The sequence below is a fragment of the Pseudomonas koreensis genome (assembly GCF_025447595.1).
Taxonomy (GTDB): domain Bacteria; phylum Pseudomonadota; class Gammaproteobacteria; order Pseudomonadales; family Pseudomonadaceae; genus Aquipseudomonas; species Aquipseudomonas koreensis_H.
Genome location: NZ_JAOEJU010000012.1, coordinates 67,071 through 81,436, shown reverse-complemented (window position 1 = coordinate 81,436; position 14,366 = coordinate 67,071). Strand labels below are relative to the sequence as shown.

Here is a 14,366-nt window from a genome sequence, read left to right as displayed (position 1 = left end):
CGCTAACGGAGTTTGTATATGAGTTTTGTGAATAGGAATCCGATTGAATTTAGTCTTGAGGAAGTTGATAAAGGTCTCGTTGAACTTGAACATGTGCTGGGGGAAATGCCGTCGTTCAAATCGGTTTTGCAGGGTGTGGTGTTAAAGGAACTTCAACAGTTGTCACCGGAGATTTACATCAGCAGGACGTACATCACCGCCCTGCGCGAAGGAATTGCAAACCCGCAACCGACCGGTCTGGTCATGGATGTATTCATGAAGTGTCTGGAGCTCGGTCGGGCTCCTGTCTATGACGCCACTCAATATGGCGTTTACGACTGGCCAGACTCCACGGATGAACTGGACCGGGTTCACGGTCTGGATGTGGTTGCCCTTGGCTCACTGATCGGCGAGGTATTGGGTTCGCTGGAGCAAAAGTACCCGCCCTTGCTGGAGCAGCACTGGTCCGCTTCTTCGGGCAAGGATGCCGAGCGACCTGAGCTGGTCTCGCGCCGCCGGCGATTGCAGGAAGTTCATGCAGCGCTCTTCTGGCGGGAATTGAGAGCGACGGTGCAGATGCAAGGCGGGATGGCGGAGGTCGAGGAAAGCTACGCCGGCTTTATCAAGGGTAAATCCCCGACTCCGGCCTACGGTCTCTCTCTACAACTGGAGAGCGGGCGATTTGCAACGCTGGCCGGTTGTTTTGTCACTTACCTCACGGGCCGTTCCGTCACCGAACTGGTACCGGGCGATGACGAGTGGGTTGTCCTCTACACCCCTGTGAGCGGACTCGAAACTTTCCGTACCTCTGCTTTGATGCAACGTACTCTGGAGCAACGCCTGGATAACGCGGACAGTCGGGCGCAACTGCTCAAAGGTGTTTTCCTGGAGGAAACCGATCAGATCAAGGGTGCTGCGGTCATTCGTTATCTGAATATTCAAGGTGAACTCTTCCAGACGCTCACAACCCAGTTGCTTGAAAAACAACGACGGGACGTTGCCTACCATTTTCGCCAACTGAAAAAACCGGGCGCAGATCTGCAAGCCATTGTTCGTTTGATCGAGTCGACCCATCGTCAGCAGACAATGTTCGATGCTGCCAAAGGGCGTATGGCTAATCTGCTGGTATTGATGAACAACAACGCCAGGCCACAATGGCTGAAGGCGGCTTCTGCCACCAATCAGGAAGTGTTCGCTTCGCTGGAAAAAGAACTGCTTAGAGGTCAGGTGGCCTTGCATGAGGCAATGGGAGGGGTGTCCTCCTTTCAGGATTATGTGCGCGGTGTTGTCGAAACTCATGTTTGCGCGGGCGATACCCAACATGTGGACCCTGATTCGGTCTGGGTGACAGTACAGCATTCGCTGCGTATGGGTGCTCGGCGTATTGAACATGTCGAGCGCAAGACTCTGACTCAGTTATTCATGTATGGCGTGCATGACGCGGCGGCTCCCTACACGATCAAGCTCGAAGCCTTTCACAATAATCCGCGGCTGACGCCTCCCAATATCGAACTTGCCATTCGTCAATTCGACTTGCGTGTGCAATACGCCAACGAACGCAATGACCGCTTCGGACAGGCACGTGTCAGGGAAGCAATGCGCGAAGTGTTGGGGCAGCAGATTGCCGTCAGCAACTTCGCTGCGACTCTGCAAAAAAACATAAGTCCGCAGGCACAGAACATTGTGCAGCGCTATCTGTTTGGCGATCCGGCATTTGAGGCATTCGGTGTTGCTTTCCGCCGATACTACAGACCGTTCAAGGACATGATTGCCTTTCGAGCGAAAGGCCCGGCGTCTGATCGCTTGATGCATGTCCTGTATGCACCCGGAGCACCGACCGGGCAACAGTGGTTCGAATTCTCCGATCTGACGGCACTGAAACGCCAGTTCATCGCCTGGGGATTCGAGCCGCGGGATCGTGAATTCCTGACCGGGCAGGCATTCAGCAAGGACCGTGAAGCGTTCGTCAGGAATGAGCTTTCCTATACCGAGCCCGCGCCGTTGTTCCAGCCGTGGTGGTGGGACGACGTAACTCTGGTGCAATGGACACAGGGGGACGATGGCGGACCGTTGATGGGCGCCATTCGCCAGATCATCGAGTGGGAGGTCGCTGAGGAGCAGGTGGCCACGCCCGTCTGGTACCGAAACGCCGCTGCACAGGATCGTGAGCTGCTCACCCGGTTAAGCACAGAGCTCAAAGCCATCCATCAAGTATCAAAAGACGAACTGCCCGGCGAATCGTTGGCGGCATTTTCGCGCAATCTGGTCATGAAGGAGCTGAATGACTACCTGCGTCGTTCGGGGCCGCATCCGGAAATCGATCCGGACAGGGTGACGGTCAAATTGAAAGGGCAGGATTGGATGACGCTGACGAATCTGTTCCTCCAGTGGCAAGTGTGGAGCAGAGAGTTTGTCGGAGTTAACTTGCCCTCGGAGGCTAGCGACCCCTATACCAGTAATCTTCTGGAACGGAGGAAGTTGCTCCAGACCGCAATATTCGAGTCACTGGACAATACCTCGCTGGGCCGTTTGAACTCTCCGACGATTGATGCACTGATTGACTTGCGCCCAGGCGAAAAGTACGCGGCGAACTTGAAGTCGAATTTTCTGGCTGCGCCTGCAACGGAGCTGAAGGCCAAGCTCTACTGTAAATCCGTGCAAAATCAGATGCTCAGGGCAGCCGTGACGCAAAAGATGCAGGGGTCGCTGTCTGCCAACCAATTCAACTGGCTCAAGGGGTTGATCGACGCACTGGATCATGATCGTCCGGGGGGACCGAACTCGTACCAGCTCAATCCGGTCGATGGTGTGAATACATTGTCATTGGAAGGTCAGCGTCTGGAAGGCGGCTACACTTTTGCACGAACGTCGGGAGGTTGGCAGGAATGTTTGCTCTACATTCCGAATGCGCCGGACGGCCTTATGTTTCGTCCGCTCGAGAAGCTGACAGAGGGGTTGCGCAATTACACAGTGGGAGAGCATGTCATCGGGTTGGCAAGACTGGCGGATAGAACGCAGGTCACGCGCTTTGTAGAACTATGCCGGCGCACTTCGGGGCCGGCATTGCAAACTCCGCGGTTGCAACACAATCTCGCGGTGAAGAATTTCGGTTCAGAATACTTCTCCATGGTGCATCGACTGATTGACGACATTGATCATCAGACCATTTCGTGGGGTGAATACTTCTGGGGCAAGGTATTGTTCGCTGCAGAGTTGGTGGTGGATGTTATCTCTCTGTTTGTCCCGCCAGTGGGGCTGGTCGCCAGTATCGTACGAATCACACGGTCGATTGTTCAGGGGATCGTTGCGTACAGTCTGGGCGATGACGACGCAGGCAGGAACCACCTTGCCTCGGCCTGGAGTAGCTCAATTCTCCTGTATGTCGGTGTGATCGCGGGTGTTGGCGGATCGGTTTCGGCGGTGGGAGCATTGTCACGGGTCAAGGATATTGCCGAGATCGTATCGACCGCGACCGGCGTGCCGGTGGGTGTCGGTTTCATCACCACAGCGGTTTCTCCCCACGTTATCGCGGGCAGCAAAACCCACATCGTCGGCTGATCAATCAGTCCTTCAGGCTGGCTGATACCCCATCCGCCAGCTCACGGCCCGCGTCGCCGCCAGCAACCGCTGCGCCGCCGGGCCGTTTTCGTCGGCGTGGAACAGCGAGGTCGGGCCGACGATGGTCAACACCGCAGCGATCTGTCCGAGGGCGTTGAACACCGGTGCCGACAAGGCGTCGACGCCGGGCATCAGCAAGCCGTGGACATGATGCAGACCGCGTTCGCGGATCTGTTCGCACAACGCCGCATAGGCTTTTTCGTCTGCCAGCGGATGGCCGCCGCTGGCGATTTCCTGTTCGCGCAATTCGTCGGTTTCCCGGTGCGGCAGGTACGCGCCGAAGACCAGACCGGTGGAGGAACTGAGCAGCGGCAATACCGAGCCCAGTTGCGTCACCACCGTCACTGCGCGCACGGCCGGTTCGATGTGCACCACGGTTGCGCCCTGATTGCCCCACACCGCGAGGAAACAGGTTTCGTTGAGTTCGTCGCGCAACTCGGCCAGCGGCAGGGCGGCGACTTTCAGCACGTCCATACTGTTGAGAGCGGCCAGGCCCACGCGCAGCGCCTCACGGCCGAGGCCGTAGTGGTTGGTGGCGGCGTTCTGTTCGGCGAAACCGCTGGCGATCAACGCCTGTAGATAGCGATGCACCTTGCTCGCCGGCATCTGCACGTGTTCGGCCAGACGCGACAGCGAAGTGGACGGCGACAATTCGGCCAGGGCCTTGAGGATGTCGGTGCCGACTTCGGCGGAGCGGACTTTCTGTTTGCCGTTGCTGTCGCTGGTTTTTTCCATGGTGCTGCCGTGTCCCGGAACGAATGGGCGTCTTTATAGCTTGACGCTGGATAGCGAGCAAATTACGTTATGCGTAATTGAATTACGATAAAAATAACCCCGGCGTGCCAAGACCTCTGATCCAGAGCGTCCGGCCATGCCGACTCCCTGTTCAGGAGGCTCCATGAACCTCGATTCAGCCCTGGCTTACCAATCCGGTTTCGGCAACGAATTCAGCTCCGAAACGTTGCCGGGCGCACTGCCCGTCGGCCAGAACTCCCCGCAGAAAGCACCTTACGGTCTGTACACCGAACTGTTCTCCGGCACCGCGTTCACCATGACCCGCAGCGAAGCGCGGCGTACGTGGATGTACCGGATCCAGCCGTCGGCCAATCACCCGGCATTCGTCAAACTGGAGCGGCAACTGGCGGGCGGACCATTGGGTGAAGTCACCCCCAATCGCCTGCGCTGGAACCCGCTGGACATTCCGACCGAACCGACCGATTTCATCAACGGTCTGGTCAGCATGGCGGCCAACTCCGCGGCCGAAAAACCGGCCGGCATCAGCATCTATCACTATGGCGCCAACCGTTCGATGGAGCGCGTTTTCTTCAACGCCGACGGCGAGCTGCTGCTGGTGCCGCAACTGGGGCGCCTGCGCATCGCCACCGAACTGGGTGTGCTGGAAGTGGCGCCGCTGGAAATCGCCGTGCTGCCACGGGGCCTGAAATTCCGCGTCGAACTGCTCGATCCACAAGCACGTGGCTACGTCGCCGAGAACCATGGCGCGCCACTGCGTCTGCCGGATCTGGGACCGATCGGCAGCAACGGCCTGGCCAATCCGCGGGACTTCCTGACCCCGGTCGCCGCCTACGAAAACCTGCAACAATCGACCCCCCTGGTGCAGAAATTCCTCGGCCAGTTGTGGGGCACCGAGCTCAATCACTCACCGCTGAACGTGGTCGCCTGGCACGGCAACAACGTGCCGTACAAATATGACCTGCGCCGTTTCAACACCATCGGCACCGTCAGTTTCGATCACCCGGATCCGTCGATCTTCACCGTGCTGACCTCGCCGACCAGCGTCCCCGGTCTGGCCAACCTCGACTTCGTGATCTTCCCGCCGCGCTGGATGGTGGCCGAGAACACCTTCCGTCCGCCGTGGTTCCACCGCAACCTGATGAACGAATTCATGGGCCTGATCCAGGGCGAGTACGACGCCAAGGCCGAAGGTTTTGTGCCCGGCGGCGCGTCCCTGCACAGCTGCATGAGCGCCCACGGCCCGGACGGCGAGACCTGCACCAAAGCCATCAACGCGGACCTCAAGCCGGCGAAGATCGACAACACCATGGCCTTCATGTTCGAGACCAGCCAGGTGCTGCGCCCAAGCCGCTTTGCCCTCGACTGCCCGCAACTGCAATCCACTTACGACGCCTGCTGGGCCACGCTGCCCGCCACGTTCGACCCGACCCGGAGATAACCCATGACTCAGAATTCCATCACCCGCAGTTGGGTCGCTTCGGCCAACGGCCACACCGAATTCCCGCTGCAGAACCTGCCACTGGGCGTGTTCAGCATCGAAGGCTCGGCGCCGCGTGCGGGCGTGGCGATTGGCGAGCACATCTTCGATCTGCAAGTGGCGCTGGAGGCCGGTCTGTTCGACGGCGTCGCGCGCAGTGCCGTCGAAGCCATGCACGGCGGTCAGTTGAACGCTTTCTTCGAACTCGGTCGCGAGGCTCGCGTTGCCTTGCGTGAACGTCTGCTGGAATTGTTCAGCGAAGGCAGCACTCATCGCGGCAACATCGAAGCCCAGGGCGCAAAACTGCTGCCATTGGCCGTTGATTGCCAACTGCACCTGCCGGCGCGCATCAGCGATTACACCGACTTCTACGTCGGCATCGAGCACGCGCAGAACGTCGGCAAACTGTTCCGTCCGGACAACCCGCTGCTGCCCAACTACAAACACGTGCCGATCGGCTACCACGGTCGTGCGTCCACCGTGCGCGCCTCCGGAGCCGACGTACGCCGCCCGAAAGGCCAGACCTTGCCAGCGGGTGCGACCGAGCCGACCTTCGGCCCGTGTGCGCGGCTGGACTATGAGCTGGAACTGGGGATCTGGATCGGCCAGGGCAACGAGATGGGCGAGCCGATCGCCATCGGTGACGCCGCTGAACACATCGCCGGTTTCTGCCTGCTCAACGACTGGTCGGCCCGTGACATCCAGGCCTGGGAATACCAGCCGCTCGGCCCGTTTCTGTCCAAGAGTTTCATCACCAGTGTCTCGCCATGGGTGGTGACCGCCGAAGCGCTGGCGCCATTCCGTACAGCGCAGCCGGCGCGTCCAGAGGGTGATCCGCAGCCGCTGCCGTATCTGCTCGACAAACGCGATCAGGATGGCGGTGGCTTCGACATCGAACTGGAAGTGCTGCTGCTCACCGAGAAAATGCGCGAGCAGAACCTGCCGGCTCATCGCCTGACCCTGAGCAACACCCGCTACATGTACTGGACCGTTGCACAAATGGTCGCGCACCACAGCGTCAACGGTTGCCAGTTGCAGGCCGGTGACCTGTTCGGTTCGGGCACCTTGTCCGGCCCTGAAAACGGCCAGTTCGGCAGCCTGCTGGAGATCACCGAGGGCGGCAAAAAGCCGATCGAACTGGCGTCCGGCGAAGTGCGTAAATTCCTTGAAGACGGCGACGAAGTCATCCTGCGCGCCCGCTGCGCCCGGGAAGGTTTTGCTTCGATCGGTTTCGGCGAATGCCGGGGCACCGTGCTGGCGGCACGCTGACAGGAGCGGCTCATGGATCTTTACACCTATTACCGTTCCACCTCGTCGTACCGGGTGCGGATCGCGTTGGCACTCAAGGGCCTCGACTATCAGGCATTGCCGGTCAATTTGATCGCGCCGCCCGGTGGCGAGCATCGGCAACCGGCGTACCTGACGATCAATCCCCAGGGCCGGGTGCCGGCGCTGCGCACTGACGAAGGCAAGTTGCTGATTCAGTCACCGGCGATCATCGAGTACCTGGATGAACGTTATCCACAGGTGCCGCTGCTGCCCGAAGACCTCGTTGCCCGCGCGCAGGTGCGCGGCGTGGCGGCGGTGATTGGTTGCGACGTGCATCCGCTGCATAACGTCAGCGTGCTCAATCGCCTGCGCGGTCTGGGGCATGACGAGCCGCAGGTGAACGAGTGGATCGGCCACTGGATCAGTCAGGGGCTGGCGACGGTGGAGCAGCTGATCGGCGACAGCGGCTTCTGTTTCGGCGAGTGGCCGTGCGTGGCAGACGTGTACCTGATTCCGCAGCTGTACGCGGCCGAGCGCTTCAACGTATCGCTGGAGGCGTATCCACGGATTCGTCGGGTGGCTGCGTTGGCCGCGGAACATCCGGCGTTCATTGCGGCGCATCCGGCGAATCAGCCGGACACCCCGTAAACCCTGTGGGAGCGAGCCTGCTCGCGAAGAGGGAGGGTCAGCGCCAGCAATGTCGCCTGACTGAACGCTTTCGCGAGCAAGCTCGCTCCCACAATAGATCTGCGCTGTGACCAAAAAATCATAAAAACAAAACAGGTACCTTGCGATGCACAACCAGATTGCCAGCTTTCGGGCGGCACTCGACGCCCGTCCTGTGTCCCGCTTTCAGTGGTTGCTCCTGATTCTTCTCGCCTTGCTGCTGGTCACCGACGGCTATGACGCCCAGGTGCTTGGTTACGTGGTGCCGGCGCTGGCGCAGGACTGGGGCCTGGAAAAATCCGCATTCGGCCCGGTGTTCAGCGCCAACCTGCTTGGGCTGACGCTTGGCTCTCTCGCTGTGACGCCGCTGGCCGACCGCTTCGGCGTTCGACGGATTCTGCTCGCCTGCGTGCTGATCTACGCCAGCCTCACCGTGCTGATGGTGTTCGCCGATTCCCTGAATACCCTGATGATCGCGCGCTTCATCTGCGGCATCGGCATGGGCGGTGCGATGCCCAGTGCCATGGCGTTGATGTCGGAATATTCGCCGCCACGCCTGCGCACGTTGATGGTCACGCTGGCGGCCTGCGGCTTCTCCTTCGGCGGGGCGGCGGGTGGTTTTGTTGCAGCCGGCTTCATCGACCGTTTCGGTTGGCAAGCGGTGTTCCTCGCTGGTGGTGTCACGCCGTTGCTGCTGTTCCCGTTTCTCTGGTGGATGCTGCCGGAATCCTTGCCGCGTCTTCTACGTGACGCGCCGCCTTATGCGCGCCTGCGCAAGGTCACCGCGCGGATGCTGCCGGACTGGCAACCGCCCGCCGCGTCGGTTGAACAGAACGAACGCGAGCAGGGCAGCAAACTGACCGTGGTGGAGTTGTTCCGCAACGGTTACGCACGTCCGACCTTGCTGATCTGGGCGACGTTTTTCGTCAGCCTGATCCTGCTGTATTTCATGATCAGCTGGCTGCCGTCGCTGCTGCTGGAAAGTGGTCTGAAACTTAACGAAGCGAATCTGGTGACGTCGATGTTCCTGTTCGCCGGCACGCTGGGCGCGATCTGCATGGCGTGGTTCGCCGACCGGTTGAAAAGCAAGGTGCGACTGTTGTCCGGCGTGCTGGCTGGCGCGGCGGTGTGCACGATTTTGTTAGGCCTGAATCACGACAATCCGCGCTATCTGGTGGCCTGTGTGTTTGCGGCGGGGTTTTGCATCATCGGCGGGCAACTGACGCTCAATGCGTTCGCCAGCAATTTCTATCCGGCGCACGTGCGCGCCACCGGTACTGGCTGGGCATTGGGAGTAGGGCGGTTCGGCTCGATTCTCGGGCCGCTGTTCGGCAGCCTGTTGTTGGCGATGCATATTCCGGTGGAGCAGATTTTCTTCTTCTGCGCGATTCCGGCGGTGATTGCGGCGTTGCTGATCATTCAGGTGCGTACGCCTTCGCAACTTGCGCAAAATCCTGTGGGAGCGAGCCTGCTCGCGAAGAACGATAACGCGGTTTGACTGATCGACCGCGTCGCCTGATTCGCGAGCAAGCTCGCCCTCACAGGGGATCAGTGGACGACTGAGTTCGGCGGCAGATGCCCCAGCCGTTCCGTCAGGCGAAGTCGCTGAATCGGGTCGTCACTGAGCAATAGCGCGTGTTCCAGATCGAAACGCTCGGCGTTCGGGCAATCGAGGCGCTGATACAGACTGGCCCGCGCCAGATAGTCGGCGGCGCTGGCGTTGCCCAGTTCGAGCACGCGCTCGGCATCGATCAGCGCCGCAATGAAGTCGTCGTGGGTCAGGTGCAGCTGGCGCAGGTTGCGTGACAGACGTTGAAGCATCTGCACCGGCTCGGCGGTCAGCAGGTGGTCGGCGTTGAGTTTCATCTGGTGGCCGTACTGGCGATGCAGTAATTCGCGGCAGTCGTTCGGATACAGACGTCGTCCGCCGCACGGATCGAGCAGGTGATCGGCCCCGGGAACCTTGAGCAGGAAATGCCCGGGGAAGTTGACGCCAACCAGCGGAATCTCCAGGCCACGGGCCAGTTCCAGGGCGATCAGCGCCAGCGCCAGCGGCTGGCCGCGTTTGGTCTGCATGACTTTGTGCACCATCGCGGCCTGCGGGCGCAGCGGAACGAAATCATCCTGGGCAAACCCCAGATCGGTCATGCGTCGCAGCAGCGGTTGCGCCAGCTCGCTGACCGGCAACAACGGCAAGCCATAGCTGACTCGCTGTTGCAGTTCCTTGAATTCCTGCAACAGCGCGTCGGGATCGGCTTGTTTATCGTGCTCGGCAGCCATCCACAACGCCGCTTCGAACAGCGCGGGCGGTGAACGGTGCAGACAATCGAAGAAGCGTTGGCGCGGACTCATCTAAATCTCCGGGGCATGCCTCGTTTTAGCCCTGTCTTTGCCATTCGTCCAGTGCCGGGCCGCTCTGCCATCGGGTTATGCCACAAGCCTCTGATCGATGGGGACGCTTATTCCGGCGCGCTTCAGCAATTTTCAGGCGCAAGCCTATACTGGCGTCTACCAGAAGTGATTCGGGAGCTTGCCGATGTTCGCTCTCATGCAAAGCACTCGCCTGGAATCGCTGCACCTTAGCGTTGATCCGGTGTCCGGATTGAAGGCGGTCATTGCCATCCATAACAGTCGCCTCGGGCCCGCCCTGGGCGGGTGTCGTTATCTTGCCTACCCGAACGACGAGTCCGCCGTCGAGGACGCCATACGTCTGGCCCAGGGCATGAGCTACAAGGCCGCGCTGGCAGGTCTCCCCCAGGGCGGAGGTGTCGCCGTGATCGTGCGGCCGGCCCATGTGGAAAACCGCGCCGCTCTGTTCGAAGCTTTCGGGCGCTGCATCGATCAGCTCGACGGGCGCTACATCACCGCCATCGACAGCGGCACGTCAGTGGCGGACATGGATTGCATCGCCCAGCAAACCCAGCATGTCACCAGCACCACCTCGGCCGGCGACCCCGCGCCGCATGCGGCGATGGGCGTGTTCACCGGGATTCGCGCCACGGCCATGGCGCGGCTGGGCAGTGACAACCTCGAAGGCTTGCGCGTGGCGATTCAGGGGTTGGGAAATGTCGGCTTTGCGCTCGCGGAGCAGTTGCACGCAGCGGGGGCCGAACTGCTGGTCAGCGATATCGACCACGGCAAGGTGCAACTGGCGATGGAACAGCTCAACGCCCATCCGATTGCCAACGACGCTCTACTCAGCACGCCGTGCGACATCCTTGCACCGTGCGGACTGGGCGGTGTGCTCAACAGCCACACGGTCACCCAGTTGCGCTGCTCGGCGGTGGCAGGCTCGGCCAATAATCAGCTGACGCACCTGGACGTCGCCGATCAACTGGAACGGCGCGGCATCCTGTATGCGCCGGATTACGTGATCAATGCTGGCGGGCTGATCTACGTTTCCCTCAAGCATCGGGGCGAAGAACTGACGACCATCACCGCGCACCTGTCGAAGATCAGTTCGCGGCTGACCGAAGTCTTCGCCCACGCCCAGGCGGAAAAACGTTCACCCGCGCGGGTGGCGGACGAGCTGGCGGAGAAGGTGTTATACCGCTGAGATTTGTCCGGGCATGAAAAAGCCCCTGAGTCTTTCAACTCAGGGGCTATTCAATTCAGAGGCTCCAATTCAGGTGCCGATTACTTCGCAGCCTTTGCCGCCTTGGCAGGTTTGGCTGGCGCTTCTGCCGGTTCAGCCACGTCTGCTGGCTCGGTTGCCACAACCGGTGCCGCCGGTGCGTTGATCAGCTCCGACAGTGCGTCAGGCTGGCTTTTGAACGCCCGGGCGAACACATCGCGGTTCTTCGCCATGAAGATCCCGACTTCTTCCACTTGCTGCTCGCTCAACGAAGGAACGGCTTTTTCCAGCACTTCGGCCAACAGTTCGGCCAGTTCGAGCATTTTGTCATGACGGTCAGCTTCGGCTTTATCCATGAACAAGCGCTCCAGATCTCGGCTGCTGCGGTATACCACTTCGACGGCCATTCACCACCTCACATGCCTTCACATTAAGTTGTCTTTGCGACTACTGTATCTATATACAGCGAAAAGGATAAGCGAATCCCTGCGCTTTGGGTAGTGGCTTTTTAATGTAGACCGGATTCGGATTTTGTCAGCCCGGCACCTGCGCGCAGGTGCGACCAAACGCCACGGCGCGGGTTTTGCGGCGGCTCGCCATGATGGCGTGGCCTCTTTTCTGCATGCATCTGTGTACGTGCGCAATAACCGTCACGTCCAGCACGCAACATCCGCTCGAACCGGGCTAAGGAACCTTCATCGTGAAAATCAACTGGGCCGAGAAACTGCGGCAAAACGTACATCAACTGGCCGAGTCCCTGGGCAACCTGTTCGTCGAGACCTTCCATTACCTGGCGCTGTTCGCCATCGGTGCGGTGACCGCGTGGGCGGCGGTGATGGAATTTCTCGGGATGCTCGAGGAAGGGCACATCAAGATCGATGACATTCTGTTGCTGTTCATCTATCTGGAACTGGGGGCGATGGTCGGGATTTACTTCAAGACCAACCACATGCCGGTGCGCTTTCTGATCTACGTGGCGATCACCGCTTTGACGCGACTGCTGATCTCCAACGTCTCGCACCACAACCCGCCGGACATGGGCATCATCTACCTGTGTGGCGGGATTCTGCTGCTGGCGTTTTCGATCCTGGTGGTGCGTTACGCCTCGTCGCAATTTCCTTCGGTGAAAATCGAGAACCCGCACCGCAAGATCGGCACGGGTTCCAGTGAACATCCGGAAGTGGAGAAGGGCGAACTTTAAAGGCCGGCGGCTGACCGGGGCTGATGTTTGGCCTGACGCGGTGGCGGCGTGATTCCGTCGCCGCGGGTCATGGCATCGAGGATCGCCATGGCGCTGTGGCCCTGTTCGATGGCGATGCCGAACTGAATGCTCTGAACCAGGCGCTTCAGGCGCTTGGGATCGTTGCGCTGTTCGGCGCTGATCATTCGTTTGGCGACGATTCGGCCGCCATTGGAGAGGGTCAGCATGATGCTGCCGTCGAGGCCCTGAATGCTCAGGTTGATCTGATAGTCCGGCGCGAAGGCATCGGTAATGATCTGAAAAGGATTGTCCATGATGCGTCACCGCCTGATTGAACGTGCAGTTGTTGACCGGCCTTGATCGGGTTGGTTCGCCAAACCTGACCATCGGCCCTTCCGTGGTCCTGTCTCCTTCAGTGATGTAGCAAGGGACATGCCGGGAATATTGTCGAACAATGAAACCGGCCAAAAAGAAGGCGAGCCCATGGCTCGCCTTCTTCGTTTACGGCCCGTTTCAGGGCAGAACCGAGTAGATGATCGCTGACAGTGCAATCAGGCCGATCAGCACCACGAACACGTTCGACACCTGGCCCGAATACTGGCGCAAGGCTGGCACGCGGCGGATGGCGTACATCGGCATCAGGAACAGCAGGCAGGCAATCACCGGCCCGCCAAGGGTTTCGATCATGCCGAGGATGCTCGGGTTGAAGGTCGCCACGGCCCAGCAACTGAGAATCATGAACAACGCGGTCGCACGGTTCAGCCAGCTCGCCGACATCACCCGGCCACGGCTGCGCAGACTTTTGACGATCATGCCCTGGAAGCCTTCGCTGGCGCCGATGTAGTGGCCGAGGAAGGATTTGGTGATCGCCACCAGCGCAATCAGCGGCGCGGCGTAGGCAATGACCGGGGTCTGGAAGTGATTGGCCAGGTACGACAGGATCGAAATGTTCTGCGCCTTGGCCGCTGCCAGATCCGCCGGCGACAGCGCCAGCACGCAGCTGAAGCAGAAGAACATCACGGTCACCACCATCATGCCGTGGGCCATGGCGAGAATGCCGCTGCTCTTACGTTCGGCCTGGTCGCCGTAGCGCTGTTTCTGCTCGACGGCGAAGGCGGAAATGATCGGCGAATGGTTGAACGAGAACACCATCACTGGAATCGCCAGCCACAGGGTCTTGAGGAACACCGACATTTCCATCGGTTCCTGAGCACTGGCGAAGAATGCGCCGTTCCAGTTCGGAATCAGGCTGATGCCGAGCAACAGCAGCGCGGCGACAAACGGATACACCAGCACGCTCATGGCTTTGACGATGACGCTTTGACCGCAACGCACGATGGCCATCAGACCGAGGATCAACACCAGCGACAGTACCGCGCGCGGTGGCGGGGCGATGTGCAGTTGATGTTCGAGGAAGCTGCTCAGGGTGTTGGTCAGCGCCACGCTGTACACCAGCAGGATCGGGAAGATCGCGAAGAAATACAGCAGCGTGATCAGCTTGCCGGCACCGATGCCAAAGTGTTCTTCCACCACTTCGGTGATGTCACCGGAACGGCCCGACAGTACGAAGCGGGTCAGGCCACGGTGAGCGAAAAAGGTCATCGGAAAGGCGAGCAGCGCCAGGATCAGCAACGGCCAGAAGCCGCCGACACCGGCGTTGATCGGCAGGAACAAGGTGCCGGCACCGATGGCCGTGCCGTACAGGCCCAGCATCCAGGTGGTGTCGAATTTGCTCCAGCCCTTGTGGGCGGTTTCGTTGTTGCGTGTGCGGTCTACAGCGGGATTTTCGGCAGCAGGTGTGCGTACATCGGTCATCGTTTTTGCCT

General features: G+C 60.1%; 11 protein-coding genes and 1 pseudogene. 7 read left to right on the top strand and 5 right to left on the bottom strand.

Going from position 1 to position 14,366, the window contains the following annotated elements; all coding sequences use genetic code 11:
• Positions 1 to 18 precede the first annotated feature (18 nt).
• A complete protein-coding gene (locus N8H71_RS16020) occupies positions 19 to 3,537 on the top strand; it encodes a dermonecrotic toxin domain-containing protein (RefSeq protein WP_262194738.1) in 3,519 nt (1,172 codons plus the stop codon).
• Between the two features lie 12 nt (positions 3,538 to 3,549).
• Here N8H71_RS16020 and N8H71_RS16015 read toward each other — a convergent pair whose 3' ends face one another.
• Positions 3,550 to 4,332, bottom strand: a complete 783-nt coding sequence (locus N8H71_RS16015; RefSeq protein ID WP_262194737.1) for an IclR family transcriptional regulator — start codon at positions 4,330 to 4,332, stop codon at positions 3,550 to 3,552.
• Between the two features lie 163 nt (positions 4,333 to 4,495).
• Here N8H71_RS16015 and hmgA point away from each other — a divergent pair, with 163 nt between their 5' ends.
• From hmgA to N8H71_RS15995, 4 genes are all read left to right on the top strand, one after another.
• The gene (gene hmgA / locus N8H71_RS16010; RefSeq protein WP_262194736.1) at positions 4,496 to 5,791 is read left to right on the top strand and encodes a homogentisate 1,2-dioxygenase; all 1,296 of its coding nucleotides are present in this window, start codon (positions 4,496 to 4,498) and stop codon (positions 5,789 to 5,791) included.
• 3 nt (positions 5,792 to 5,794) lie between these two features.
• Entirely contained in the window at positions 5,795 to 7,099 is a 1,305-nt protein-coding gene (gene fahA / locus N8H71_RS16005) for a fumarylacetoacetase (RefSeq protein WP_262194735.1), read from the top strand.
• Between the two features lie 12 nt (positions 7,100 to 7,111).
• Positions 7,112 to 7,747: a maleylacetoacetate isomerase gene (gene maiA, locus N8H71_RS16000; RefSeq protein ID WP_262194734.1), complete on the top strand. Its 636-nt coding sequence runs from the start codon at positions 7,112 to 7,114 to the stop codon at positions 7,745 to 7,747.
• Between the two features lie 145 nt (positions 7,748 to 7,892).
• Positions 7,893 to 9,263 (top strand): MFS transporter, encoded by a 1,371-nt coding sequence (locus tag N8H71_RS15995; protein ID WP_262194733.1) that lies wholly within the window; start codon positions 7,893 to 7,895, stop codon positions 9,261 to 9,263.
• 50 nt (positions 9,264 to 9,313) lie between these two features.
• On the opposite strand, the gene N8H71_RS15990 is transcribed toward N8H71_RS15995, so the two are convergent.
• On the bottom strand, positions 9,314 to 10,117 hold the full coding sequence (locus N8H71_RS15990) for a SirB1 family protein (RefSeq protein ID WP_262194732.1): 804 nt from the start codon (positions 10,115 to 10,117) through the stop codon (positions 9,314 to 9,316).
• A gap of 184 nt (positions 10,118 to 10,301) precedes the next feature.
• Here N8H71_RS15990 and N8H71_RS15985 point away from each other — a divergent pair, with 184 nt between their 5' ends.
• Entirely contained in the window at positions 10,302 to 11,321 is a 1,020-nt protein-coding gene (locus tag N8H71_RS15985) for a Leu/Phe/Val dehydrogenase (RefSeq protein ID WP_085685803.1), read from the top strand.
• Between the two features lie 167 nt (positions 11,322 to 11,488).
• Here N8H71_RS15985 and N8H71_RS15980 read toward each other — a convergent pair.
• Positions 11,489 to 11,746: pseudogene (locus tag N8H71_RS15980) on the bottom strand (YebG family protein); the annotation flags it as partial.
• Positions 11,747 to 12,039: 293 nt separating this feature from the next.
• Between N8H71_RS15980 and N8H71_RS15975 the strand changes: the two are divergent.
• Positions 12,040 to 12,540 carry a phosphate-starvation-inducible protein PsiE gene (locus N8H71_RS15975; protein ID WP_007957255.1) on the top strand — a complete coding sequence of 167 codons (501 nt, stop codon included), beginning with the start codon at positions 12,040 to 12,042 and terminating at the stop codon, positions 12,538 to 12,540.
• Here N8H71_RS15975 and N8H71_RS15970 read toward each other — a convergent pair.
• Positions 12,537 to 12,854: a DUF3509 domain-containing protein gene (locus N8H71_RS15970; protein ID WP_262194731.1), complete on the bottom strand. Its 318-nt coding sequence runs from the start codon at positions 12,852 to 12,854 to the stop codon at positions 12,537 to 12,539. The two genes, N8H71_RS15975 and N8H71_RS15970, sit on opposite strands and share 4 nt — an antisense overlap.
• Positions 12,855 to 13,053: 199 nt before the next feature.
• Positions 13,054 to 14,355, bottom strand: a complete 1,302-nt coding sequence (locus N8H71_RS15965; RefSeq protein WP_262194730.1) for an HAAAP family serine/threonine permease — start codon at positions 14,353 to 14,355, stop codon at positions 13,054 to 13,056.
• Positions 14,356 to 14,366: the final 11 nt, after the last annotated feature.